This window comes from Desulfosarcina cetonica JCM 12296, from assembly GCF_001311845.1.
Classification (GTDB): Bacteria; Desulfobacterota; Desulfobacteria; order Desulfobacterales; family Desulfosarcinaceae; genus Desulfosarcina; species Desulfosarcina cetonica.
Genome location: NZ_BBCC01000017.1, coordinates 40,056 through 62,903, shown reverse-complemented (window position 1 = coordinate 62,903; position 22,848 = coordinate 40,056). Strand labels below are relative to the sequence as shown.

The 22,848-nt window shown below is 54.8% G+C and carries 23 protein-coding genes and 1 pseudogene; 10 read left to right on the top strand and 14 right to left on the bottom strand.

Going from position 1 to position 22,848, the window contains the following annotated elements; translation table 11 throughout:
• Positions 1–71: 71 nt before the first annotated feature.
• From JCM12296_RS06175 to JCM12296_RS43650, 5 genes are read right to left on the bottom strand one after another with little or no spacing between them, the layout of a single operon-like run.
• On the bottom strand, positions 72–251 hold the full coding sequence (locus tag JCM12296_RS06175) for a hypothetical protein (protein ID WP_054691030.1): 180 nt from the start codon (positions 249–251) through the stop codon (positions 72–74).
• A 13-nt stretch (positions 252–264) separates the two neighbouring features.
• Positions 265–822, bottom strand: a complete 558-nt coding sequence (locus JCM12296_RS06170; RefSeq protein ID WP_054691028.1) for a YceD family protein — start codon at positions 820–822, stop codon at positions 265–267.
• A 15-nt stretch (positions 823–837) separates the two neighbouring features.
• Positions 838–1,122, bottom strand: coding sequence for a hypothetical protein (locus JCM12296_RS06165; RefSeq protein WP_054691026.1), 285 nt, complete (start codon positions 1,120–1,122; stop codon positions 838–840).
• A gap of 3 nt (positions 1,123–1,125) precedes the next feature.
• Positions 1,126–1,281, bottom strand: coding sequence for a hypothetical protein (locus JCM12296_RS43655; protein ID WP_246804027.1), 156 nt, complete (start codon positions 1,279–1,281; stop codon positions 1,126–1,128).
• Positions 1,263–1,484, bottom strand: a complete 222-nt coding sequence (locus JCM12296_RS43650) for a hypothetical protein (protein ID WP_246804026.1) — start codon at positions 1,482–1,484, stop codon at positions 1,263–1,265. The genes JCM12296_RS43655 and JCM12296_RS43650 overlap by 19 nt, the downstream gene beginning before the upstream one ends.
• 160 nt (positions 1,485–1,644) lie before the next feature.
• Here JCM12296_RS43650 and JCM12296_RS06155 point away from each other — a divergent pair, with 160 nt between their 5' ends.
• Positions 1,645–2,667, top strand: coding sequence for a cation diffusion facilitator family transporter (locus JCM12296_RS06155; protein ID WP_172683785.1), 1,023 nt, complete (start codon positions 1,645–1,647; stop codon positions 2,665–2,667).
• A 70-nt stretch (positions 2,668–2,737) separates the two neighbouring features.
• On the opposite strand, the pseudogene JCM12296_RS43645 reads toward JCM12296_RS06155, so the two are convergent.
• The 3 genes and pseudogenes from JCM12296_RS43645 to JCM12296_RS06140 all read right to left on the bottom strand — a co-directional run bounded on the left by JCM12296_RS43645 (position 2,738) and on the right by JCM12296_RS06140 (position 6,705).
• A pseudogene (locus JCM12296_RS43645) lies at positions 2,738–3,549 on the bottom strand (sensor histidine kinase).
• 2,015 nt (positions 3,550–5,564) lie between these two features.
• Positions 5,565–5,789, bottom strand: a complete 225-nt coding sequence (locus tag JCM12296_RS06145) for a hypothetical protein (protein ID WP_054691021.1) — start codon at positions 5,787–5,789, stop codon at positions 5,565–5,567.
• A 37-nt stretch (positions 5,790–5,826) separates the two neighbouring features.
• Positions 5,827–6,705, bottom strand: a complete 879-nt coding sequence (locus JCM12296_RS06140) for a DUF2760 domain-containing protein (protein WP_157067407.1) — start codon at positions 6,703–6,705, stop codon at positions 5,827–5,829.
• Positions 6,706–6,734: 29 nt separating this feature from the next.
• On the opposite strand from JCM12296_RS06140, the gene JCM12296_RS06135 reads away from it, so the two are divergent.
• From JCM12296_RS06135 to JCM12296_RS06125, 3 genes are all read left to right on the top strand, one after another.
• Entirely contained in the window at positions 6,735–6,983 is a 249-nt protein-coding gene (locus JCM12296_RS06135) for a hypothetical protein (protein ID WP_157067406.1), read from the top strand.
• A 334-nt stretch (positions 6,984–7,317) separates the two neighbouring features.
• The gene (locus tag JCM12296_RS06130) at positions 7,318–9,426 is read left to right on the top strand and encodes a prolipoprotein diacylglyceryl transferase (RefSeq protein ID WP_054691015.1); all 2,109 of its coding nucleotides are present in this window, start codon (positions 7,318–7,320) and stop codon (positions 9,424–9,426) included.
• Positions 9,423–9,992: a ribosome-recycling factor gene (locus JCM12296_RS06125; RefSeq protein WP_054691013.1), complete on the top strand. Its 570-nt coding sequence runs from the start codon at positions 9,423–9,425 to the stop codon at positions 9,990–9,992. Before JCM12296_RS06130 ends, JCM12296_RS06125 begins: the two co-directional genes overlap by 4 nt.
• Positions 9,993–10,005: 13 nt before the next feature.
• Here the strand turns inward: JCM12296_RS06125 and sixA are convergent, their stop codons facing one another.
• Positions 10,006–10,482 (bottom strand): phosphohistidine phosphatase SixA, encoded by a 477-nt coding sequence (gene sixA, locus JCM12296_RS06120; RefSeq protein ID WP_054691011.1) that lies wholly within the window; start codon positions 10,480–10,482, stop codon positions 10,006–10,008.
• 243 nt (positions 10,483–10,725) lie between these two features.
• On the opposite strand from sixA, the gene JCM12296_RS06115 reads away from it, so the two are divergent.
• Complete coding sequence (locus tag JCM12296_RS06115; protein ID WP_054691009.1) at positions 10,726–11,325, top strand: tetratricopeptide repeat protein; 600 nt, start codon at positions 10,726–10,728, stop codon at positions 11,323–11,325.
• Complete coding sequence (locus JCM12296_RS06110) at positions 11,325–11,861, top strand: NUDIX hydrolase (protein WP_054691006.1); 537 nt, start codon at positions 11,325–11,327, stop codon at positions 11,859–11,861. The genes JCM12296_RS06115 and JCM12296_RS06110 overlap by 1 nt, the downstream gene beginning before the upstream one ends.
• Here the strand turns inward: JCM12296_RS06110 and JCM12296_RS06105 are convergent.
• From JCM12296_RS06105 to JCM12296_RS06085, 5 genes are read right to left on the bottom strand one after another with little or no spacing between them, the layout of a single operon-like run.
• Positions 11,858–12,682: an MFS transporter gene (locus JCM12296_RS06105; RefSeq protein WP_281491940.1), complete on the bottom strand. Its 825-nt coding sequence runs from the start codon at positions 12,680–12,682 to the stop codon at positions 11,858–11,860. The genes JCM12296_RS06110 and JCM12296_RS06105 overlap by 4 nt on opposite strands.
• Positions 12,679–13,083 (bottom strand): MFS transporter, encoded by a 405-nt coding sequence (locus JCM12296_RS47120; RefSeq protein WP_083455890.1) that lies wholly within the window; start codon positions 13,081–13,083, stop codon positions 12,679–12,681. The genes JCM12296_RS06105 and JCM12296_RS47120 overlap by 4 nt, the downstream gene beginning before the upstream one ends.
• 50 nt (positions 13,084–13,133) lie before the next feature.
• Positions 13,134–14,066: an Hsp33 family molecular chaperone HslO gene (locus tag JCM12296_RS06095; protein WP_054690999.1), complete on the bottom strand. Its 933-nt coding sequence runs from the start codon at positions 14,064–14,066 to the stop codon at positions 13,134–13,136.
• Positions 14,067–14,070: 4 nt separating this feature from the next.
• Positions 14,071–14,487, bottom strand: coding sequence for a hypothetical protein (locus JCM12296_RS06090; RefSeq protein WP_054690997.1), 417 nt, complete (start codon positions 14,485–14,487; stop codon positions 14,071–14,073).
• 13 nt (positions 14,488–14,500) lie between these two features.
• Positions 14,501–16,681, bottom strand: a complete 2,181-nt coding sequence (locus JCM12296_RS06085) for an acetate--CoA ligase family protein (protein ID WP_054690995.1) — start codon at positions 16,679–16,681, stop codon at positions 14,501–14,503.
• A gap of 136 nt (positions 16,682–16,817) precedes the next feature.
• Between JCM12296_RS06085 and ispF the strand changes: the two genes are divergently transcribed.
• Genes ispF through uvrC form a run of 4 tightly spaced genes read left to right on the top strand, consistent with a single transcriptional unit; the run spans position 16,818 to position 22,827 of the window.
• The gene (gene ispF, locus JCM12296_RS06080; RefSeq protein WP_306303969.1) at positions 16,818–17,408 is read left to right on the top strand and encodes a 2-C-methyl-D-erythritol 2,4-cyclodiphosphate synthase; all 591 of its coding nucleotides are present in this window, start codon (positions 16,818–16,820) and stop codon (positions 17,406–17,408) included.
• 57 nt (positions 17,409–17,465) lie between these two features.
• Positions 17,466–18,896, top strand: a complete 1,431-nt coding sequence (cysS, locus tag JCM12296_RS06075; RefSeq protein WP_054690991.1) for a cysteine--tRNA ligase — start codon at positions 17,466–17,468, stop codon at positions 18,894–18,896.
• Between the two features lie 47 nt (positions 18,897–18,943).
• The gene (gene uvrB / locus JCM12296_RS06070; protein ID WP_054690990.1) at positions 18,944–20,941 is read left to right on the top strand and encodes an excinuclease ABC subunit UvrB; all 1,998 of its coding nucleotides are present in this window, start codon (positions 18,944–18,946) and stop codon (positions 20,939–20,941) included.
• 38 nt (positions 20,942–20,979) lie between these two features.
• Positions 20,980–22,827: an excinuclease ABC subunit UvrC gene (gene uvrC, locus JCM12296_RS06065; protein ID WP_306303968.1), complete on the top strand. Its 1,848-nt coding sequence runs from the start codon at positions 20,980–20,982 to the stop codon at positions 22,825–22,827.
• The last annotated feature ends 21 nt before the right edge of the window (positions 22,828–22,848 follow it).

The window sequence follows — 22,848 nt, the reverse complement described above, 5'->3', positions numbered from 1 at the left end:
TGCGATTCGAATACCCTGTCAAAAACGCCTTTCGTGGAAGCCCCTTGCCTTCCCCCTTTCCGCACGCTGAGTTAGCGGTCCAGTTGGCCATCCAGCATCCGTCTGACCTGGTTGCGAGCCTGTTTGGCCTGAGCCAGTTTCAGTTTTAACCGATCGATTTGTGCCGGCGGGCACGCAGCCAAATCCTTTTCCAGTCGATCCACCATCTGCTGAAGCCGATATAGGTCCTTGGCGATCATTCTGAGGGACATCCGTGCGCATTCCTTATTTGTTGGGTAGCTTGAGGGACTTCAGGACGGCAAATGGATTGTTGGCAGCATCCGACTGACAGGTGCAGGTGCTTCGGTTCAGATTGGTCCCGCAATGGCTGCAGAGCCCTTTGCAATGTTCTTGGCAAAGGGGTTTGAATGGCAGCGCCATGATGATTTGCTGGGCGATTTCATTGCGTAAATCGACACTTTCGCCCTCGTAGGGAATGACATCGATCCCATCACCGGATAGTTCGATCTCCTCCTCTTTGGGGATCGATGCCGGCACCACTGGCCGCTCTGGGACGGCCGTGGCTGAAAAATTGGTTTCCACATCGGATTCAAAATGTTCCAGACAACGGCTGCAGGTGAGGACCACGGTGGTTTTAACGGTACCGTCGATGGCGACCTGGTCACCCAATCGGCGTGCATGAAGTTGGGCCTGGACGGGGCGGGTAAAATGGATAAGCGTTTCGCGGGACAGGGCATGAAGCAGGGGAAGCCCCTCGGCATCGGCCTGCTCATTTAACGCCCACCCGGATGCGGATATGGATTCGATATGGAGGATAAACATGTTATTATTGACCGATCAGCAGGGTTTGGGATGCGCGCCACACCAGGCGGAATCGGCTTTGCTGGCCGTTGGTGATTGGGGATCTTTTTTAAAACACGTGAGTTGCCATTCATCTATGTAGGGATCATGGCGGACGATGTACAATCCGCCATCATCCCCCATCAGTTTGAAATATCGATGATCCGGTGCCAGCCACCGATCCTGGACCGCGACAACCGCAATGCAGCGCTGCCCCATGAAAAATCGCCGCGGTGTTTCTTCCCCGCGATAGCCGGCATAACACTCAACCCGGATGTTCATCGCTTACCGGCCGGGCACGATGATTCGAGAATCGTTTTGGCGTTGCGTTTTTTGCTCTTCGGCCTGCATTTTCTGAAGCTCTTGGACGAGCCGGGCCATTTCCGTTTCCATCGCCTGGGGAAAAGTGGCGATGGCTTCGGTCAGGTTGTTGGCCGGCAACTTGGCCTGCAGTGGAATTGGCCCTGGGGCGTCATGACCTGGGTGTGACCGAAAAAGACGGGTGAACGGGAAGAATCGTCCTTGCCATCGGCCGTGATGGGAATCATGCGCCGAATGGAGGCCACCTTGAGATCGGTGATGGCTTCCTCACGGTAAAGGTTATTGGCATCAACTGTAAAATCAATCTGTTGTTTGTCAGACATGCAAGTTCTCCATTCATTTTTTTGGTAAAGGAAATAATTTGTCGCCGTCCCTTACCTATCCGATTTGTCAGCCGGTGTCACGGGGTTTGTCGGTCTGTTTGCCTCGATTCGGCGCATGCATGGTTGCGGATTCAAAATGGCGAGCATATCATTACCGTTCATGAAAACACGACGCCTATCCAAGCCTTCATCCACCACCCCCTTCAAACACCGCATGCTGGCCATCGGCAGTTCTCTTTTTGTCGCCATCATCCTCATGGCGGCCAAGTTCTACAGTTACCATTTAACCCGTTCATCGGCAGTGCTTTCCGACGCCCTGGAATCGATCATCAATGTCGTGGCGGCCGCTTTTGCCGTGGTCAGCATCTGGATGGCGGCCCAGCCTGCGGATCCGGGGCATCCCTACGGTCACGGCAAGATTGAATATTTCTCCGCCGGATTCGAAGGTGCATTGATCATCCTGGCCGCGATCGGGATTTTTAAAACGGGTGTCGACCAGTTGCTGTCTCCCCACGCACTGGTGAACCTGCAGGCCGGTCTGATCGTCTTGATGTCGGCAACCGCAGTCAACCTGATTCTGGGCCTGATCCTTGTCAGGATTGGGAAAAGGGTTTCATCCTTGACCCTCGTCGCCGATGGCAAACATGTCCTCACCGATGTCTATACCTCCGGTGCCGTGATTGCCGGACTGGTGATGGTAAAATGGACCGGCTGGTTGTGGTTGGACGGGTCCATCGCCTGCCTGGTTGGTGTCAATATCCTGCTGACCGGTACCCGCTTGGTGGGTGAGAGCTTTTCCGCCCTGATGGATGCCTCCGACCCGGAGCTTCTCGACCGGATCTCAACAATTATCCAGCGCCATCGTCAAAAACATTGGATCGACATCCATCAGCTGCGAGCTTGGCGTAGCGGTAACTTCGTGCATATCGATCTGCACCTGGTTCTCCCGCGCCAAGACCGGCTTGCGGAAGCCCATGCCGATGCAAAGGCATTAGAGAAAATATTGATCGATGCATTCGATGGGAACGCCGGTGTTCTGGTTCACATGGATCCCTGCGAGCCCGAGGAGTGCCCCGTCTGCCAGCAGGCCCTGTGCAAGTTGCGAAGCCGCCCTGGCGAGGATGCCCGTCCATGGGACCGGAAGACGCTTACCGCCAGCAAGGCTGACCATTTGCAATCTTGAGCAGAAACCGTAGCTATTTAAGTAGGATGGGGAACCGATAGGTCAGACGTACATGCGGACGGGCTTGCGTCTATGCGGAGTGGTTGGCGGACGCGTCATCCAGCGGCAGGCTAAAATAGAATGTCGCCCCTTTGCCCGGCGCACTGCGGACACTCAATTCGCCGTGGTGATGCTCGATGATCTGGCGAGTGATCGCCAGGCCCAGGCCGGTGCCGGCGGGCCGGCCGCGCACCGGATCCACCACCTGTTGGAACTTATCGAAAATTTGCTTCTGATCGCTTCGCCGATCCCGATACCATTGTCACTTACCGAAAGGGTCAAGTGGTCGGCGCTGTATTCCAGGCGAATGTCGATGCGCCCGGTCTGGGGATCGCAAAATTTGACGGCGTTGGAAATCAGATTGATCAGCGCCTGGATCAATTGATCGCGATCCCCCTTGATGGGGTGCGATTTGGCGGGCAGGTGCAGCCGCATATCGATATTTTTTTCGGCGATCAGCTGGCCTGTCGCGTTGACCGAGTCCTTGATCACCGTTTCCAGGTCCAAACGGGTGATCTGCCAACGCGTCCTTCCGGACTCCAGCTTTTGGAAATCGAGGACTTGGGTGATCAGCCGGGTCAGCCGCCGGGTTTCACTGATGATGATACCCGAAAATTCGCTTTGCCGGTCGGCCGGCGTCTCCGGGTAGTCACGCAGAATCTCAGCCAGTGAGCGGATGGCGGTGAGCGGCGTGCGCAGTTCATGGGAGACGGTCGAAATGAAGTCGTCCTTGAGCCGGTCCAGTTCCTGAAGCCGCTGGTTGGCCGCCCGTAACTCGGCAGTGGTCCGTTCCAATTCATGTGAATAGAGGATGGCTTGACGGGTTTCATCAAGGATGTCCATGACCTCTTCGAGTCCCAATGGCTCTTCCTTGACCAGGGACGCCACCATGACCCGGGCGGAGGCGGAGCCGATGGCGCCGGCCAGCAGACGTTCGATATGATTGACCAACCCCGAATCACGGGTCAGCGCCTGCTCGCGATTGATTCCATGGGTCATGGCGTAGTTTTCCAGGGCGGCTTCGGTGCGTTCCTTGCCGAGAAACCGTTCCAGCAAGAGGACCAGATCCGGAAGATAGGCGGTGCCGCGCCAGACCGAAGAGTCATGTACGCGCCCCACATAGCGATAGATATCCACAAACATGGCCGCCTGGGTATGTTCCATGACCGACTGCCGGCTGAAAAGAGACCCGGCCAGGTAACATCCCACGTTAGCCAGCATGCTCCAGAACACGGCATGGGTGATCCGGTCGAACACTTTCAGCCCAAAGAGCTCGAAGGGCCTGAGCATGCTGATGCCAAACGGCCCATTGACTAGGAAATCCCTCGGAATCAGCCCGGCTCCGGCCAATGAGGGAAGAAACAGGGTATATATCCAGACCGTGAATCCGGCGGTCATCCCCAACAAGGCGCCCGTGCGCGTGCCGCCTTTCCAGAAAATCCCAATGAGCATGGCCGGGGCAAATTGGGCAACGGCGGCAAACGAAACCAGCCCAATGGATACCAGGGTGTAGTACTCTCCGGCAAAATGGTAATACGCGTATCCCAAAAGCAGCACCAGGACGATGCTCAGTCGGCGGATGGAAAGCAGAATGACGCTTAAATTCTCTCGTTGGGCCGGTTTCAGAAATGGCAGGTGAAGCAGGGCCGGCATGACCAGATCATTGCAGATCATTGTCGACAGCGCCACGGTCTCGAGAATAACCATCCCGGTCGCCGCCGACATTCCGCCGATAAAGACCAGAAGCCCTAATAAAAACTGTTGATTGGCCATGGGAAGGGCGAGCACGAACATGTCGGCTTCCAAATGGGACGCGCCAAATGTCAACAGACCGGCAAAAGCCACTGGCAGAACAAAAAGATTGATCGCCAGAAGGTAGAGGGGAAACATCCAGATGGCCTTGGTCAGGTGGGTTTCATTGACATTTTCCACTACCATGACCTGAAACTGGCGGGGAAGAAAGACTATCGCCATCATGGAAAGAAAGATATGCGCCAGCCAACTCGAGAATGCGCCGGCGTTCTCCGGCAGCGTCATCAACAGGCGCAGTTCCGGAGCGGCCATGGCCTGGGTGGCGATATCGCCAAAACCGTCGAAGATGAAAAAGGTAATAAATATTCCGACGACTAAAAAGGCCACCAATTTGACCATGGATTCGAGCGCAATGGCCGCTACCAACCCCTCATGGCGTTCGGCCGCTTCGATGTTGCGGGTGCCGAACAAGGTGGCGAACACCGCTAAGAGCAAGGCGACATAAAAGGTGGTGTCACTCCAGATACGGATACCGCTCGGGTAGCTGTAGGGCTGGATGGCCGGGTATTGATGGATCAATGAAAAACTGGTGGAAACGGCTTTGAGCTGCAGGGAAATGTAGGGAACAATGCCCAACACGGCGATCATGGTCACGACGCCACCGAGGGTCATGCTCTTTCCATAACGGGAGCCGATGAAATCCGCAATGGAGGTGATGCGGTGGATTTTCGAAATACGGATGATCTTCTTCAGTACCAGCCAGCCCAGGGTCATCATGAGGGTCGGACCGAGATAAATGGTCAGAAATGAAGGTCCCGCCGATGCCGCCCGCCCAACACTGCCATAAAAAGTCCACGCCGTACAGTAGACCGCCAGGGAAAGTGCATAGGTATAGGGGTTGCTGATAATACTGCGGCCGCTGTCGGCCCGCTTATCACCATAGTAGGCGATGCCGAACAGAACACCGATGTAACACAGGGAAACAAAAATAACCGTTTCGGTAGCCAACATGGCGAAGGCTCATTTGGAGGCTGTCTGAAGCGTTTGAATCCGGTCCGCAAACGTCCCCGGTAGTGGGGGCTTAGACGGACTTTTCAAACAGCCTCTCAGCCGTGTTCATCCGTCAATGACGGCTCGGATCGTGCCAGGCTGATGACGATCATCAGCAGTATCATCACGCTCCAGACGCCAAAAAGATACAGGTAGAAAAGGGGAATGCCGAATACCAGCACAGGCCGGTTAAATAGCGAAAGCAAAGGAAAGTTGAAAAGCAGCAGCCCAAGCAGGAAAAGGCCCACTAGGCGCCGGCCGTTGATCTTGTCGCGGGTCATGGATGCGTCCCTTTCCACCTTGGACCGAGGGTGCCGGTTACTGAACCTCGACCTCGGCGGGTGCAATGATCGTCGGATTTTCCATTTCGGAAAGATCGGGTATGGACAGGCTTTGCAACTGCCAGCCCCTATGGCGCAGGATACCACTGAACGGGGGTTCTCCCACCACATTCCCCACCAGCTTGATGGCATGCGGATCGAAACCGGCATCGATCTTGACCGTTTCACCCTCCGCCTGGGTAATCACCGGCACCGGCTTGAGATACCGTTCGACGGTTTTTCGACAATTTTCATGGATACTGCGGACAGCGGCGCCAATCTGCGCATCTTCATACAAGTTGAGATCTTCCTGAAGAAAATCCATCAGACGCCCTTCACGCTGAAGGACCGCAAAAAGATGGACAAATAGGCGTTTTTCTTGGTTCTTGCGTTTGATCCGATCAGATTCAAGCGCCTGGCGATCCGGGCTTGTCGGCGCAGGTGTCTTTTTCCCTTTAGATTCATCCAATTTAGTGGATAAGCGGGAAAGACTGTTTTTCAGAAACAGCCACTGGAGAAGGCCAAAACCGATGATGAATATAGCGGCAAAAAGATAGTCATTCATTCTGAGCGGTAGGCCCAGTTCTTGGAAACGCCATAAAAAACAAGTCACAACAGCCGATAAAAGCAACGAAAAAAGAATGAATTGAAAGAATGAACGGCGATAGAAAGACTTCAGCATCGAAAAAAGGTTCATCTTGTTTTTCCCTGTCGGTTGGTGTTGAAGGCGAAACGCAAAGCAATCTAAGGGTAAATCAATGGCTCTGTCAAGGGGATGAAGGCGCCTGTTTTGCCTTGTGTGTGACCGCAAGGTTGTGCTAAACAAAAAAAACTGTTCAAGGAAGCGATCCGGATTGACGTGATCAAACCTGATCAAGCCCAATCAAAATGGGACGCCACCAACAGATGACCTCAAACCCTTTGCCGATGCCCATGGCCAACAAGTACAGACATCGTTTTGACTTCGATATCGGCTACCTTGTCAAGAGCCCGTGCCGGGAGTGTCTCGACCGGGATCTTTTCCCGGGTTGCATGGACGCCTGCCTGCCGCTTGACCGGATTCACACGGCGTTGACCAACAGTATTTCCTGTTCAAAATCCACCTCGTCTCTGGAATCCCACGCTATCTTTCAGGATACCGGTGAAAAAGATTGACGGATCCGTAAAAAGCCCGATATCGGCGTTACGCTTCATCCTTAATCCTGCCCTGTTTCAGCAACGCCAATTCCAATAAAAACCAACGGATCCGGTAAAAGAACGGCGTCGTGCCGTTTTCCATGCCACGCCCACACCGAATCCAGGGAAGATTGCTGTGCGCGCCGGTCTTATCCCGCATGCCAAGTTCTATGAACCCCTTAAGTTTGCTGCCCATCCGTCGATATTTGAAACTAATCACAAAGCACCATCGGCATCCTAAAACCGGGGATGCTTCATTAACCGGGCAATGCCGTTACTTGGGGAACCATAAAATCACAGTGGGCTATGGGCAATGCAGGAAAAAGCGGACAAATCGTCTAAACGCCATCCAACTTCATCCGAGCAAAACGCCGGCCTCGGTACTCCCGCTGGAGAGGATTCGGCTGCCGAAAACGAAACCGATGCATTAAGTGACGATGAGCTTGCCGTGTTTCGAAAAATCATGGGTGAAATCGAGGGTCAGGAAGATGGGGACGACAAACCGGCGGACAACGCCGATTTGAATGCCGAAGAGCAGGAACGACTGCAATCCATACTCGAATCGACCGAAGATGTAAAAGAAGGTGCGAACACTGCCGGTGATGCCGATGATGACGATGATGATCTGGATGCAGATCAACAAAAAGCCTTCGAGAGTATCATGGCCCAAATCGAAGGGGGCGCAGAGGAAGAACCGCCGGCCGAACCCGTAAAAGCGGAAAGCGATCCGGCGGAAGAAGCAGATGACGAGACCGATTTTGCCGCCGAACTGGAAAAGGTTGCCAAGCTTGCCGATAGCGGCGCTTCCGAGGATGCAGCCGATGCCGGTGATGCCGATGATGACGATGATGATCTGAACGAGGACCAGCAGAAAGCCTTCGAGAGTATTTTGGCACAGATCGAGAGCGGCGATGATGGTGATGGTTCGGGCGAGGCCAATATCGATAAAGCAAAAACGGATTTATCGGCTGAAGCCGAAGAACAAGCACCTATCGCAAAAGATGTTCTGAGCGCCGATGCAGAAGCGGAACCTTCTTCGAATGATGCGCATCAAGCAGTCAACGCCAAACTAACGGATGAGACAAAAAAAACAGGCATTACCACCCCTTCCAAAAGGGAACCCAAAGCAGCTCCGGCGAAAAAAGATGATGTGCCGCAACCGGATAAAGAAACCCTCATGGCCGATGATTCGACGGTCATCGGCAAATCCGGCATAACCCCAAAGAAGAAAAAATGGTTGTTATCTGTCGCGGTCATCTGTGCTTTTTTAGGCGTTGGTATTGGGGGAATTTTCATCTGGCGTGGTCAGCGCAGCGATCACCATGATGCCCAACCACCGGTGGCACAGCAACCTATGGCAACGGCCTCTACCTCTACGGAACCGGCGCTTCCCGCAGTGGCGCCACCTGAGCCCGAAAGGCCTGAGAATACGGAAGCCACGGATGTGGCTCGGCTCAAGCAAGTTGCTGGCGCCCTTGACCGGCTACGGGGAAAACTGGTCGCCAAACAGGGCGAAATCGACGAACTGAGAGCTTACTACCAGTCCGGTATCGACGCCGAAATGAAGCGTATTCTCGATACGGTGAGAAAATCCGGCAACAGCACGATTTCCTTCAAAGCGGCAATGGCGGATGCCCATATCAGCCTTGGGCTGTCCGCCATTCAACGCCGGAATACATACATTCGACGTCTGAAAACACCTCTCAAGGCCCTTGATCGGGACAGCGAGGAGTTACTCTATCTATCCAGAAAAGCAAATATTTTTGCGATAATGGCAGACAAATCCAGCGATATTGATGTGGAGGGATTTGTCAAACACGCCACGGATGTCATGGATGCCCATCGCCGACGGCTATCCCAATTGAATATTGATGCTGTTGACGTCATTCCAATTTCCCTGAAGTCCCTTTGGCAGGAGATTGCCCAACGTCTGCCGGTCAAACCAGCGACGTCGGCGCCGTCCGCTTCAGCCCCACAAGTAGACAATTCCGCCATCTGGAAGGCGATCTGCGCGGGTGATTATTCACGAAAAGACCACCTGACGGCACTCTCCGCCGAAGCGGCGCGTTGCCTTTCGGCCTGGAAAGGCAAGGATCTGTTCCTCAACGGACTCAATGACCTTGATCCGGAGGCCGCGCGTGCGTTGATCAATTGGAAAGGGGACTGGTTGGGGTTGAACGGCCTCACGGAGCTGACACCTGAAGTCGCCAGCTACCTGGCCCGGTGGAAGGGGAAGACGCTTTCCCTAAACGGTCTTTCACGGCTCTCGCCCCAGGTGGTGGCAATCCTTTCGGAGTGGTCGGGTGAACAGATCGAGTTGATCAACGTCAAACATTCGTTGGATTGGGACAACCCACGCATCCGAATCTTTTTTCGGAAGAACTGCAACGCAAGCAAAAAGCGATGGAGAAATAGATCGTGAACAAAGCCATACCGCTGCTCAGCCTTGCCATTGGGGGGCTGATCCTGTTTTCGGCCATGACCGTGATGGCCAACGATAAAGGTGACCAGTTGTATCGGACCATGGCGGATATCTCCCTGCTTAGCAGCCAGATGTCCCAACGCAAAGAGGATGCAATTGAAACCCGCGATCAGCTGATTGCCCAACTGAAAGCCATTTCGGAAGAGGCCAAACAAGAGATCCAAGACAAGAAAATTGAAACTCAGGCACAAGCGCTGGAAAATTCAAGGATTTTTTATGACATGCGGCTGATGGCGGAAATCCAGGCATATGTGGACCGTTATACCCAGCGAATCAGATATTATCGCGTGGCCTGCGATCGGTTGGGATACCTCTACCAGCAAGCCGATGATGATCTCAAAATCATCCACACCCTTTCGGACCTTAAAATCGAAGCCTTGATCAACCAGGTCGGCAAGGTGCTGGATGGCTACCTGACCGATGCGCAGACCCTGGTCATCAAACCGGAAACCCTGTCTATCGTTCCGCTGGAACAAATCTGGACGCGCCTGAATCCGGCCCGCTAATCCCTGTGATGCACTATCTTGGTGGCCCACCCCCGATCATCGGCATCAGTGCCCAGCGGATCACCGGGTTTTCCACGCCGTCAACCCGATCGACGCACACGATGCCGCTGTTCTGCAGCTTAAACACGATCTGGTCCGGATTTCCACAAATCAAGAATCCGAGCATTCGTTCCATAAATGGCAGATGCCCGACCAGCATCGAATTTTGATTCAAATCGATCTGTTGGGCAAATGCACGCACATCGTCCAACGGATTCATTCCCTCACAGAGATCCATTCCGTCCGGTGGCGACAGCTTTTGGAATAAAATTTCAGCGGTTTGGCGGGCCCGCTTTTTACCGCTATGTAAGATCCGCTGGACAGGCACCCGATACCCTGCGGCCACATCGGCAATCCGCTCGGTGTCGGCAACCCCTTCGGTCGATAAACCCTTTTGCGGGTCCTGGTCTTTGGTCAGGCTTTTTCCGTGCTGGACCACATACAATGCCATGGCTTACCCCTGTTTTGGTGTCTGATGGCGATATCGCCGTTGATTGAAAATCCGGAGCCAGCTTTGTCCGGAGTATATCCTATCTCTCATATGCTCTCAACCTTTCCCGATCCGCCACGGGTTGCCGGGTTGGGGTTGCGCTTGATGATCCATATGGACATGTTTTGGGGGCCGTGATAATTCATCCATCGGATTTATGCGAATTCAATCGCCAGTCGGTATTTGATGGCCCGGGAGGGATATATGACTTCAAAGAAAATTGCCGGATACGTCAAATCGGAAAATGTGATATGGCTCGTGGTGGCCGCACTGCTGGTCGGATTTGTCAGTGGCGTGGCGTTTGGTATTTATAAGGTCGGGATGACCGCCGATGCGCGCTTTTCTGCAGAGGCTCCTGGAATGGATGCGGCCCGCCAGCAAACCGTCAACGAACTTAAAACGCGCGTGAAAAAAGATCCCAAGGATCTGGATGGTTGGATTCAATTGGGGCATCAGTATTTTGACACCAACCAAATGGCAGCGGCCATTGACGCCTATCAAAAAGCCCTTGCCCTCGATGATCGCAATGCCAATGTCTGGACCGACCTTGGGGTGATGTACCGCCGCAATGGTGAGCTGCAAAAAGCGGTGAAGGCCTTTGACCGAGCCATAGCGATCGATCCCAAACACGAGATTTCACGCTTTAACAAAGGGATCGTCCTGCTTCACGATCTCAAGGATGAAAAGGGCGCCCTGGAGACCTGGGAAGCGCTATTGGCCATCAACCCCCAGGCCGCTTCGCCGGGAGGCCAAACCGTTCGGGAACTGGTCGACCACATCAAAAACAATCATCAGGAAAAATAATGGAAAAAGCGACGGTTAACCACGTGGCCCTGATCCGAAAGGGGCGTGTGTTCGAATTTTATTCAGAGAATGTCACCCTGCCCAATGGTATCACCCTGGACATGGAGATCATCCGCCATCCCGGAGCGGCCGCCATCGTACCGATCATGGATGATGGACGGGTGCTGTTGCTCAACCAATATCGCCATGCCGCAGGCGGTTTTATCTGGGAAATTCCGGCCGGCACGCTGGATCCCAACGAAAATGCCGATACCTGTGCATCCCGCGAACTGATCGAGGAAACCGGTTTTGCCGCCCAAAAACTGGAAAAAATGGGCGAAATCACCCCGCTCCCGGCTTATTCGGATGAACGTATCTATCTTTACCTGGCCACCGGCCTGCGTCCGTCCGCACAGAATTTGGATCCGGACGAACTGTTGTCGGTACATAAGATCGCGCTGCCCCGTGCCATCGAGATGATTGCCGATGGCACCATCCAGGATGCCAAAACCATTACCGCACTTTACTTGGCTGCCGCTCGCTTGAAAGCCTCTTAGGGACGCCGATCCATCGACCCATCATGGCGTTTGGGATGCCATGCGTTAAGCCCGGCCACCAGGCAGAAAATACCCAATAGGCTCAGGCTGCCGGAAAGCATGCCCGTTGCCAGGATGCCGCCCTTTTGCCAGATCATTCCGCCGATTAGCGCACCAACGGCACGACCCAGTCCGGCCAGGGCATAAAAGCCGGCCAGCATGGTCGCGCGAGCGTCCGGCAAAAGCTCGGTGCATAAGGAGAAACTGGACACTAGGGTGAACTCAAAACTGAAAAAGAGGATTGCCAGCCCGGCTATGGCAACCGGCAGAGATCTGTCCAGCCAGGGAAGCATGCCATAGCAAATTACGGATAAGCCGGCGCCGAAAAAGACCGCACGCTTCACCCCCAAGCGATCGGCAACGGCTGCGGTCAAGCCTTCTCCTGCCAATTCAGCAACGCCGATGAGGCTGGTTCCAAGTCCCAAGGCGACCAAGCCCAGCCCAAATCGTTGCTCCAGCCAGGCACCATAAACAACGAACAGGTTGTCATTTGCCATACTGACGAAAAAGGCATAGCCCAACGCCCCCAGTGCCGGGCGACTGCATAGACGCCTGCCATATATTCCGAGATAATGTCCAGCCGTGATCTTAAACACGATATCTCGGGGCCGGCCATGGGGCTCCGAAGGGATGGTGCAAAGAAGGGCAAACGTGGCGATAATGGCAAGCGCGCCGATCCCAATAAACGGCGATCGCCATCCATAGCGGTCCATCATCACGGCCGTCAAAGGGATCCCGATCAGGGTGCTGGCTGACCATGAGATTTCCATAACACCGATCACCAAGCCCGCCGCCGGTAGGTAACCCGGCTACCCGCCCAAGCCTGGGCGGCCGGATCGAAGATACTTTTACCAAGACCGGCCAACAGCAGGGCCACCAGAACGACGATGTAGAAAGGAAACAGACCGGCGGCCAGCATCCCGAAAGCGAGCATCCCTATTCCCACCAACATCATCCGACGATACCCCCATTGGTCGGAGAGGGGACCGATCAAAATTCCCAGCAGGGAGGTTACCTGGTTGATGGCGATCAACGACGTGACCGCCGTCAGCGAGACACCCAACCCCCGGCTCAATGCCGGTGCAAAGGGATAGGGGAACCGGCGGGCCATGTTGAACAGCCATTTTGAAAACGTGATTCCGCCGATAGACGAAGTAAGAGCTGATGGCGCGTCGTCAGTCATTCAGGTGATTTTCGATTTTGAGGGTATGCGGGTTCTCTATGGTATCCCGGTCAATCGGAAAACCGGGTAGCCACAAGGCGATCGATCTGTTCCCGATCGAAGGAATAGGCAGTATTGCAGTGATGACAGCGGATCTCCAGCGGAAAAGGCCCTTTTTCCTGGATATCCTTAAGCTCCTCAATTGGCATCAGGGTCAGTAGGTTGCGTATCTGATCCCGGTTGCAATGGCAGATAAAGCCGATCTGGCGCCGGTCAATAAAACGGGGTGAGAATGCCTTCATCTGCGTGGCCACCAGATCCTGGGGGGTTGCGCCATCGGCCAAAGCGGTGCCGATGGAGGGCAGCGCCACGACCTGGTCCTCAATCTGGCGGACCACACCATCCTCGGCATCGGGCATGGCCTGCAGGTACAGACCGCCTGCGCCGACGACGCGGCCATGTTGATCGAACTTGACGCTCAGGTTGAAAACCGTCGGAATTTGCTCGGAGGTGAGATAATAATTCGCCAGGTCTTTGGCGAGGTTGCCATGGGCCATCATGACCTGACCGGTGAACGGTTGTTTGGCGTCTTCCAGAATCCGGGTGATCGAAAGAAAACCGGCACCAAAAAACGGTGAAAGATTAAAATCCGTTAGGGGTTTTTCAATGGGGATCGGCACATTTTTCAGGAATCCGCGGACTTCACCAGCCGCATGGGCTTCCACCAACAGCCCCTTGATGGGGCCGGAACAATCGATTTGCAGGCGCATCCGATCCCGTCCCTTGAGGCTGGCGCTGATTAGCGCGGCGCCCAGGTAGGCGTGGCCGAGGACAAGGGTTTCCAGGATGCCCAGCTCATGATTCCAGCGCATCTGGTTGATCATCCGGCTGCCGTCGAGAACCGCGCCCCGGATGGTGTCGTCAGCCATCAGAAAGGTGTGCAGCCCATCTGTATGCGTTTCAAAATTCGCAAAGGGGGTCGTTTCCGGTTGTTTTTTTTCCATGTGCTTATTTCAGGCCCAGTCGGTTACGGACTTCCGCGATGCGATGGTCAAGCTGCCCGCGGTCCCGAATCTTGGAAAGATTGGTGAGCAGCCCCGAGGCGTCGGCGGGCGATTCCTTGCGGCTTTCCAGCAGTAGGCGGTACCAGTGGGGAAGATCTGCGGTGTAACAGGACACGAGTTCCATGCCATGTTGACGGGCCGTACGCAGTGAATTGTCGGTTGCCGCAGGCTGTTTGGAACCGATGGCGGCAGCCTCGTCCAGGGCGGAACCATATTCCTTCAAGGCATGATCCAGCTTACGCTTGGTGATATTGTAGCGTACGATGGGTCTGACCCACAGCCTGGCAATGACATACCCTAAACTGCCGGCCACAAAACTGGCACCTGCGGCGATAAGCAATGATGAATCGATGGAAATCATCCCCATGCGCCTTTCAACGGGAGACGCGTGACCGCCAGCGTTGGTATTCCGCCATGCGGGCCGCGGCCTTCACCGCCTGTTCCGGTGTCTCATAAAAAACGCCTTTGAACGAACTGCCTTGGACAGGATGCACGGTGGCATCTTTTTCATCGGTCAGCAGGCTTACCCCGAAAACCGGTTTGTGATAGCGTTCCATCAAACGAACCGTCTGATCGATGAAATGCTTTTCATAATCTTTGTAGCGTTTCACGACGTCATTTAATTGATCGGAGGAATACCCGGGATCGGCCTGGCCGATGGATTCAGCGAGGTCCTTGATTAAAATCCGGCGTCCCAGAATGCCCAGGCTGATGACGGCGTCGCAGCCATTCCAGGCCAACAAGGCTTCCAATACCGACAGGGGAATTTTCGTGTCGTTTTCACCGACGATGTCGACAGGGTTGGAGCGACTCCAGTACGGCGGCAGAATCTCGTCCATTTGGCGAATCAGGTCGGCCGAGAGTTCCGGAACGTCAAGACCGAGTTGATTGCATAGGTCAGCGGTGACGACGCCCCAACCGCCACCCAGGGTCATGATGGCCACCCGATTGCCCTGGGGGAGGGGCAGGGACGAAAAAGCCGCCGCCAGGTCCAATAGCTCCATGGGCTGGTCGACCTTGACAATTCCTGCCTGCTGGCAAACGGCGTCAAACAGGCGCGCGTCCGAAGCCATGGCGCCGGTGTGGCTGGCCGCAGCCCGACTACCCGCCTGGGTTTGCCCGCCTTTGAGCAGTACGATGGGTTTTTTCCGACTGACCCGGCGGGCGCTTTCGAAAAAGCGACGCCCGTTTTTGACGCTCTCGATATACAGCATCACCGTGCCCGTCAGGCTGTCCACCTCGAAGCCTTCCATGTAATCTTCGATGGTGATCATGGCTTCATTGCCGGAACCGGAAAAGGCACGGATGCCAATCCCCTGCTCCGCGGCATAGGCCAGAAGTTGGGTGCCCATATTCCCGGATTGGGCCACGACCGCCGTGGATCCGGGAATCGGGCGGACCGCAGCGCCCATGCAGTAAAACCGGATATGTGGGTTGCAGATCCCCATGGTGTTGGGTCCGAGCAAAAAAATGCCCGCTTTACGGCATTCATCGACCAGCTCTTTTTCCAGCCGTTTGCCATCGGCGCCGGTTTCGCCAAACCCCGAGGTAACCAAGAGCATGTTTTCTATCCCCTTGGCCTTCATCTGGGGAATCAGGTCGGGGATACCGGCGGCGGGAACGGTAACCACCGCCAGATCGACGGGGCCGGGAATATCGGTAATCGTCTTGTAGGCCGATCGGCCGGCAATCTTTCCGCCCTTGGGATTGACGGCGTAGACGTCGCCCGCATAACCACCGCTGACGGTGTTGCAGATCAGCGTATGCCCCCATTTGCCGACTTGCGAGGAGGCGCCGACAAAGGCCACCGACCGGGGATGGAATAGGGCATGAATGGCTGGCGGGGGCGTCGGCAAAGGACGCGTCGGTGTTTGGCTGGTATCAACCAGGGTGATCAGGGCATCCACGGCGGTGAGCGACCCATCGGGACCGGCGATCAGCGGATTGATGTCCACTTCGGCGATTTCCGGAACCTCCGTGGCAATGGCCGATAGTCCCATGATGGTTTTGACCAGTGCCTCGCGATCGACGGCGGCTTCACCGCGAAAGGCCTCCAACAGGCAACGTGACCGGATCGCGTCGATCATGTTCGATGCCTCTTCACGGGTCAACGGCGCGAGGCGGAAAACAACATCGGAGAGCGCTTCGGTAAAAACACCCCCCAAGCCGAATAAAATCGCCGGCCCGAAGTGGGCATCCCGGAAAAGGCCGACAACCCATTCACGTTTGCCGCGGATCAGCGGCTGCACGAGAATTCGGATGCCCGCAGCAGTGGCCAGGATTTGATCGGCCGCTTGAAGGACGGATGTGTCATCATTGAGGCATAGGTGAACCACACCGCTTTCGGTTTTGTGCAGCAGGTTCTCACCGATTCCCTTGAGCACCACGGGAAATCCCAGCTGTTTGGCGGCCGCAACCGCTTCGTCAGGCGTTGAGACCACGGTTTCCTTAACGACCGGAACGCCATATTGCCGCAAGATGGTTTTGGCTTCGGCCTCTGTTAAAAAGCGTCTGCCCGATGCCCATGCGGTTTGTATCGACGGATGGTTATCCACGTTGTATCTCCTGATGAAACGAATCGTTATCGTCCGGTACACCGAATTCATTCATAAAAATGAGAGGGGCAGGCCTCTATCTACTTGAGGCCGGGCGATCGGGTCAAGCGCTAAAATCGAATCCCGTTACCAGCACTTGCTTCGTGGCTTGGCGGGCCAGATAGCCATCTTTCGAGGACAATCTGTTCCTTTACGCCAAATGCGGAAGTATGTTAATAAAAAAAGTTTCGGTCAACAGGACAGCGGAGTCTTGCTTATGGCGCGGGTGGGATTAGGTTATGATGTACATCGGTTGGTACCGGGAAGAAAACTGGTCCTGGGCGGTGAGGTCATTCCGTATGAAAAAGGTTTATTGGGGCATTCCGATGCCGATGTCCTGGTGCATGCGGCCTGTGATGCCCTTTTGGGTGCCGCCGGCATGGGGGATATTGGCGAACATTTTCCCGATACGGATCCAGCCTATCGCGGTATTTACAGCATTGAACTGTTGACGCGGGTATACCGCCGGGTCCGGTCCATGGGTTTGATGCTGGTGAATATGGATGCGACGATTTTTGCCGAAGCACCCAAACTTTCCCCCTATAAGTCGCAGATGGCCAGACATATGGCCCAAAGCATGGCTGTCGACCAAGGGCAGATCAATATCAAGGCCACCACCACCGAAGGGCTTGGTGCGATCGGCCGGGGCGAGGGCATTGCTGCCATGTGTATTGTTTTCCTCCAATAACCCCAAATCCTGCCGCCATCCGGCAGCGACTAACCATCGAGCGAGCGATTTTAATTTATGGCTATGCGGATCTATAACACCCTGACCAAATCTAAAGAATCCTTTGAACCTATTCTCCCCGGCCAGGTTAAAATTTACGTTTGCGGCCCCACGGTTTATGATTTCTGCCATGTCGGCCACGCCCGATCGGTCGTGGTTTTTGATGTGGTGGTCCGCTATTTTCGCGCCTTGAATTATCAGGTGACCTATGTGCGTAATTTCACCGATGTGGATGACAAAATCATCAAGCGGGCCAATGAGGTCGGAATGCCGGCAATCCAGCTCGCGGATAAATTCATCGATGCGTTCTATCACGACATGGATGCCCTGAACGTCATCCATGCGGACGTGGAGCCCCGGGTCACCGCGCATATCGATGATATCATCGATATCGTTCAAACCCTGGTTGATAAAAAAGTCGCCTACGTTTCAGGTGGAGATGTCTTTTATTCGGTGGAGGCTTTCGCCGACTATGGCAAGCTTTCCGGTCGCAAACTCGATGATATGGTCGCCGGCAGCCGGATCGAGGTGAATGCCAGCAAACGCAATCCCTATGATTTCGTGCTTTGGAAGGCGGCCAAGCCGGGTGAGCCGTCCTGGCCGAGCCCCTGGGGGGAAGGCCGTCCCGGTTGGCATATTGAGTGCTCGGCCATGAGTCGCCGCTTTCTTGGGGAAACCTTTGACATTCACGGTGGCGGCAAGGACCTGATCTTCCCCCATCACGAAAACGAAATCGCCCAATCCGAGGCGGCCCACGGCAAAACCTTTGCCCGCTATTGGATGCATAACGGATTTGTTAATATCGACAATGAAAAGATGTCCAAATCCCTCAACAATTTTTTGATGATCAAGGATATCTTGACGTCGTACCATCCGGAGACCGTACGGCTTTTCCTGCTTTCCAGCCACTACCGCAGCCCCATCGATTTTTCGGATCAAAACCTGAAGGAATCCGAAAAAGCCTTGGATAAGATCTATGGTCTTGTTCGACGGTTCGACGAGGAGGCGGATATTCGGGGTGGCGATCGAGATGAGGCCGGTGGATCTTATTGGCAGGCCTTCTGCGCGGCCATGGATGATGATTTCAATACCGCCAAGGGGATCGGAATCCTTTTCAATCTGCTCAAAGAGGGCAATCGCCTGCTGGATGACAAGGATGCCGGGACGGATGAATCACGGAAGCAGCTTTTCAGTGACCTGAGGCGCATGGGCAATATTCTCGGTATCCTGCAGCAGCCCTGGCAGGCTTTCTTTGAAAACCGCACCCAGAACCAACTCCAGGAAATAACGGTTTCAGCCACGGAAATTGACGCCTTGGTGACGGAAAGAACCGCTGCCCGGAAAAACAAGGATTGGAAGCGAGCGGATGAGATCCGGGATCAACTACAAGCGCTTGGCGTCCTGTTAGAGGACAAGGCCGACGGCACGCACTGGAAATTGGCAACCTGATCGGCGTTATTTGAACTTTTATCCTTCTTGATTGGCGAAGCATATCAATGCCAGCGTTTAAGCTTGTTTCGGATTTCACGCCTTGCGGCGACCAGCCCCAGGCCATTGATACCCTTTCCCGGAATATCCTCTCAGGCACCCAGAGTCAGGTCCTTTTGGGGGTTACCGGATCGGGTAAGACATTTACGATGGCCAACATCATCGCCCGCGTCAACCGGCCGGCCCTGGTGCTGGCCCCCAACAAAACCCTGGCCGCCCAGTTGTTCAACGAGTTCCGGCAAATCTTCCCGCAAAACGCCGTCGAATACTTCGTCAGCTACTATGATTACTACCAGCCGGAAGCCTATATCCCCACGACGGATACGTACATTCAGAAAGACTCGTCGATCAACGAGATGATCGACAAAATGCGCCATTCCGCCACGCGGAATGTCCTGTCGCGGACCGATGTGGTGGTTGTGGCCAGTGTTTCCTGTATTTATGGTCTGGGCGCACCGGAAGATTATCTTTCCATGCGCATCGATCTGTCCGCCGGGATGGAGCTCCCCCGTGAGCGATTGCTTTACCAGCTGGTTTCCATCCATTACCAGCGCAATGACATGGATTTCCATCGTGGAGTGTTCCGGGTTCGCGGTGATCGCGTGGAGATCTTTCCGGCTTATGAAGAGGATAGGGGGATTCGTGTCGATTTTTTCGGTGACGAAATCGAGTCGATTCAGGAATTCGATCCGCTTAAAGGAACGCCCCTGGCAACGCTTGACCGCGTAGCCATTTTCCCGGCCAGTCATTATGTCACCCGCAAGGCCACCCTCGAGCGGGCCACCCACACCATCGTCCAGGAAATGAAGGAACGGGTCGAATTTTTCCGTCGCGAAAACCGACTCATCGAAGCCCAGCGTATCGAGGAACGAACTCTTTTCGACTTGGAGATGATTCAGGAAATCGGTTATTGCAACGGCATCGAAAATTATTCCCGGCACCTGACCGGGCGGCTGGCCGGGCAGCCACCGCCGACCCTGCTGGATTATTTTCCAAAAGATTTCCTGATTTTTGTTGATGAGAGCCACATCGCCATTCCGCAAATTCAAGCCATGTACAAGGGCGACCGTTCCCGCAAGGAGACTTTGGTCGGTTACGGTTTCCGCTTGCCATCGGCGTTGGACAATCGGCCGCTGAAATTCGACGAGTGGTCCCAACGGATCCATCAAATCGTTTATGTCTCGGCAACGCCGGCCGATTACGAACAAACCGCCGCTGCCGGTGCGATCGTCGAACAAATCGTTCGGCCGACGGGATTGATCGACCCCGTGATTCATGTGCGCGGCGCGCGCAACCAGGTGGATGACCTTTATCAGGAAATCCGTGAGCGGCAGCAACGCGGGGAACGCATCCTGGTGACCACCCTGACCAAGCGCATGGCCGAGGATCTCACCGAATACTACACGGATCTTGGCCTTTCCGTCCGCTACCTGCATTCCGATATTTCAACGATGGAACGGATGGACATCATCCGGGATCTGCGGGTCGGTAAATTCGATGCGTTGATCGGCATCAACCTTTTACGTGAGGGTCTGGATATTCCCGAAGTTTCCTTGGTGGCCATCCTGGATGCCGACAAAGAGGGGTTCCTGCGCTCGACGCGATCGTTGATTCAGACCTTTGGTCGGGCCGCCCGCAATGTCAACGGCACCGTGGTGCTCTACGCCGACCGATTGACCCCATCCATGCAGAAGGCCATCGAGGAGACCGATCGACGGCGGGCCATTCAGGCCGCCTATAACCAAGAACATCATATTACCCCGCGGACCATCCACAAGACGGTGAGCGATATTTTTGACCTGGCCTATGGGAAGCCGGATGACCGTGAATCTGCTCAGGTTGCCGAGAAAAAGGCGGATTACGAAACCATGGATACGGTCGAGGCAACCGTCGAAAGCCTTGAAGCACAGATGCAGGCCGCAGCCAAAGAACTGGCTTTTGAAAAGGCCGCCCAGCTTCGTGATCAGATCAGGGCACTGAAAAAACGCCTGCTTTTTGAAGCCTGAAAGATTTGCTGCCAACCCCTCCCAAACCGACTAGTAATATGATGGATACCCCACAGACGTCTGATTCGCCAAACCCTTTGATGGCCGTTGTTAAGGGGCTTCCCGAGAAGCCCGGGGTTTACCTGATGCGCGATGCAGACGGCATCATCATCTACGTCGGCAAAGCCATCAATCTGAAGAAGCGGGTGACCTCCTATTTCCAGCGCCAGGATGCGCACAGCCCCAAAACCGCACTGATGGTCAGCCGGGTGGCGGATATCGAAACCGTTGTGACAACATCGGAGAAAGAAGCCCTGATCCTCGAGTCGAACCTTATCAAACGGCACCGTCCCCGATTTAATGTGGTTCTCAAGGATGACAAACGCTACCTTTCCATCCGTATCAATGTTGCCAGCGACTACCCCAAAGTCGAGCTTGTGCGTAAGACCCCAAAAGACGGAGCGGTCTATTTCGGTCCTTTTTCCTCGGCTCTGGCCGTCCGCCAGACGCTCAAACTGATCAATAAAACTTTTCCCTTGCGCAAATGCAGCGACCGTACCATGGGCCAGCGCACGCGTCCCTGCCTGCATCATCAAATGGGGCGATGTCTGGCGCCCTGCTGCCTGACGGTCGATCCCCAGGTTTACAAGGGAATCGTCAAGGAAGTGATCCTTTTTTTGAAAGGCCGGACCCCCGAGTTGATCAAACGGATTCGCCGACATATGCTCAAGGCGGCCGCCAATGAACAGTTCGAGGTCGCGGCCGCTTTGCGTGACCGTATGTTTGCCCTGGAAAAAACACTTGAACGGCAGGTCAGTGTGACGACCGACTTCCTCGATCGGGATGTCATCGGCATCAGCGGCAACCCGGATTTTAAATTGATATGCGTGATGACCTTGCGGCGCGGATACCTACAGGGCATTCGATATTTTGAACTCCTCAACGCCGCACCGGAAGCGGGCGAATTGGTCGCTCAGTTTTTGGGTCAGTTTTACCAACATACCCGGGAGATTCCTGTTGAGGTGCTGGTTCCGGTGCTGCCCGAAAACACCGCCTTGGTTGAAGAGGCGCTGTCGGAATGGAAGGCCCGTCGTGTAAGGGTGCGTCAGCCTATCCGGGGTGAGATGTACCGGCTGCTGAAAATGGCCGCAACCAATGCCGAAAACACGCTTCGCGAGCGGCTTCAGCGCGCCTCGGCCGAAACGACGGTTCTCGACGGGCTCAAGCGGCATCTGAACATGGATCGTCGACCATCCCGCATCGAGTGCTTTGACAATTCGCACCTGGGCGGTACCAACCCGGTCGCGGCCATGGTGGTGTTTGTCGACGGACGCCCCCATAAAGCGGGCTATCGTCGCTACGGCCTTCGCCAGGTCACCATCCCCGATGATTATGCCAGCATGGCCGAGGTATTGGGGCGGCGCTATGCAAAGATCGACGAGACGAACCCCGTACCGGATTTGTTGCTGGTCGATGGCGGCAAAGGACAGCTGAACATCGCGCTAAATATCCTGGACCAGTTGGGCCTCGACGGACAATTTGCCGTTGCCGGCATTGCCAAAAAGGATGACCTGAAAGGTGAGGATGCGGATAAAATCTATCTGCCCAATCGCAGCAATCCGGTAAATTGGGGAAAGGATGGTCGCTTGTTGCTGTTGCTCCAGCAGATCCGGGACGAGGCCCATCGTTTTGCCATTACGTTCCAGCGCAAGCGCCGCAACCGGTCAATGGTCTCCTCCGCCTTGGACCCGATTCCCGGTATCGGCCAGAAACGAAAGATGATGTTGCTGAAACACTTTGGCAGCATCAAAAAAATCCGGGCAGCCACCGAAACGGAACTCAGTGAACTGCCCGGAATTAATCCTACAATCGCCAAGGCCATCAAACAGACCCTGGCGGATTCGTAAAAGGCCCGATATCGGAAGGTC

Excerpts from the sequence above, each read along its gene's own strand:
- JCM12296_RS06175 (WP_054691030.1), bottom strand. The coding sequence starts at position 251 with ATGTCCCTCAGAATGATCGCCAAGGACCTATATCGGCTTCAGCAGATG.
- JCM12296_RS06170 (WP_054691028.1), bottom strand. The coding sequence starts at position 822 with ATGTTTATCCTCCATATCGAATCCATATCCGCATCCGGGTGGGCGTTA.
- JCM12296_RS06165 (WP_054691026.1), bottom strand. The coding sequence starts at position 1,122 with ATGAACATCCGGGTTGAGTGTTATGCCGGCTATCGCGGGGAAGAAACA.
- JCM12296_RS43650 (WP_246804026.1), bottom strand. The coding sequence starts at position 1,484 with ATGTCTGACAAACAACAGATTGATTTTACAGTTGATGCCAATAACCTT.
- JCM12296_RS06155 (WP_172683785.1), top strand. The coding sequence starts at position 1,645 with ATGAAAACACGACGCCTATCCAAGCCTTCATCCACCACCCCCTTCAAA.
- JCM12296_RS06145 (WP_054691021.1), bottom strand. The coding sequence starts at position 5,789 with ATGACCCGCGACAAGATCAACGGCCGGCGCCTAGTGGGCCTTTTCCTG.
- JCM12296_RS06135 (WP_157067406.1), top strand. The coding sequence starts at position 6,735 with ATGACCTCAAACCCTTTGCCGATGCCCATGGCCAACAAGTACAGACAT.
- JCM12296_RS06130 (WP_054691015.1), top strand. The coding sequence starts at position 7,318 with ATGCAGGAAAAAGCGGACAAATCGTCTAAACGCCATCCAACTTCATCC.
- sixA (WP_054691011.1), bottom strand. The coding sequence starts at position 10,482 with ATGGCATTGTATGTGGTCCAGCACGGAAAAAGCCTGACCAAAGACCAG.
- JCM12296_RS06115 (WP_054691009.1), top strand. The coding sequence starts at position 10,726 with ATGACTTCAAAGAAAATTGCCGGATACGTCAAATCGGAAAATGTGATA.
- JCM12296_RS06110 (WP_054691006.1), top strand. The coding sequence starts at position 11,325 with ATGGAAAAAGCGACGGTTAACCACGTGGCCCTGATCCGAAAGGGGCGT.
- JCM12296_RS47120 (WP_083455890.1), bottom strand. The coding sequence starts at position 13,083 with ATGACTGACGACGCGCCATCAGCTCTTACTTCGTCTATCGGCGGAATC.
- JCM12296_RS06095 (WP_054690999.1), bottom strand. The coding sequence starts at position 14,066 with ATGGAAAAAAAACAACCGGAAACGACCCCCTTTGCGAATTTTGAAACG.
- JCM12296_RS06090 (WP_054690997.1), bottom strand. The coding sequence starts at position 14,487 with ATGATTTCCATCGATTCATCATTGCTTATCGCCGCAGGTGCCAGTTTT.
- cysS (WP_054690991.1), top strand. The coding sequence starts at position 17,466 with ATGGCTATGCGGATCTATAACACCCTGACCAAATCTAAAGAATCCTTT.
- uvrB (WP_054690990.1), top strand. The coding sequence starts at position 18,944 with ATGCCAGCGTTTAAGCTTGTTTCGGATTTCACGCCTTGCGGCGACCAG.
- uvrC (WP_306303968.1), top strand. The coding sequence starts at position 20,980 with ATGATGGATACCCCACAGACGTCTGATTCGCCAAACCCTTTGATGGCC.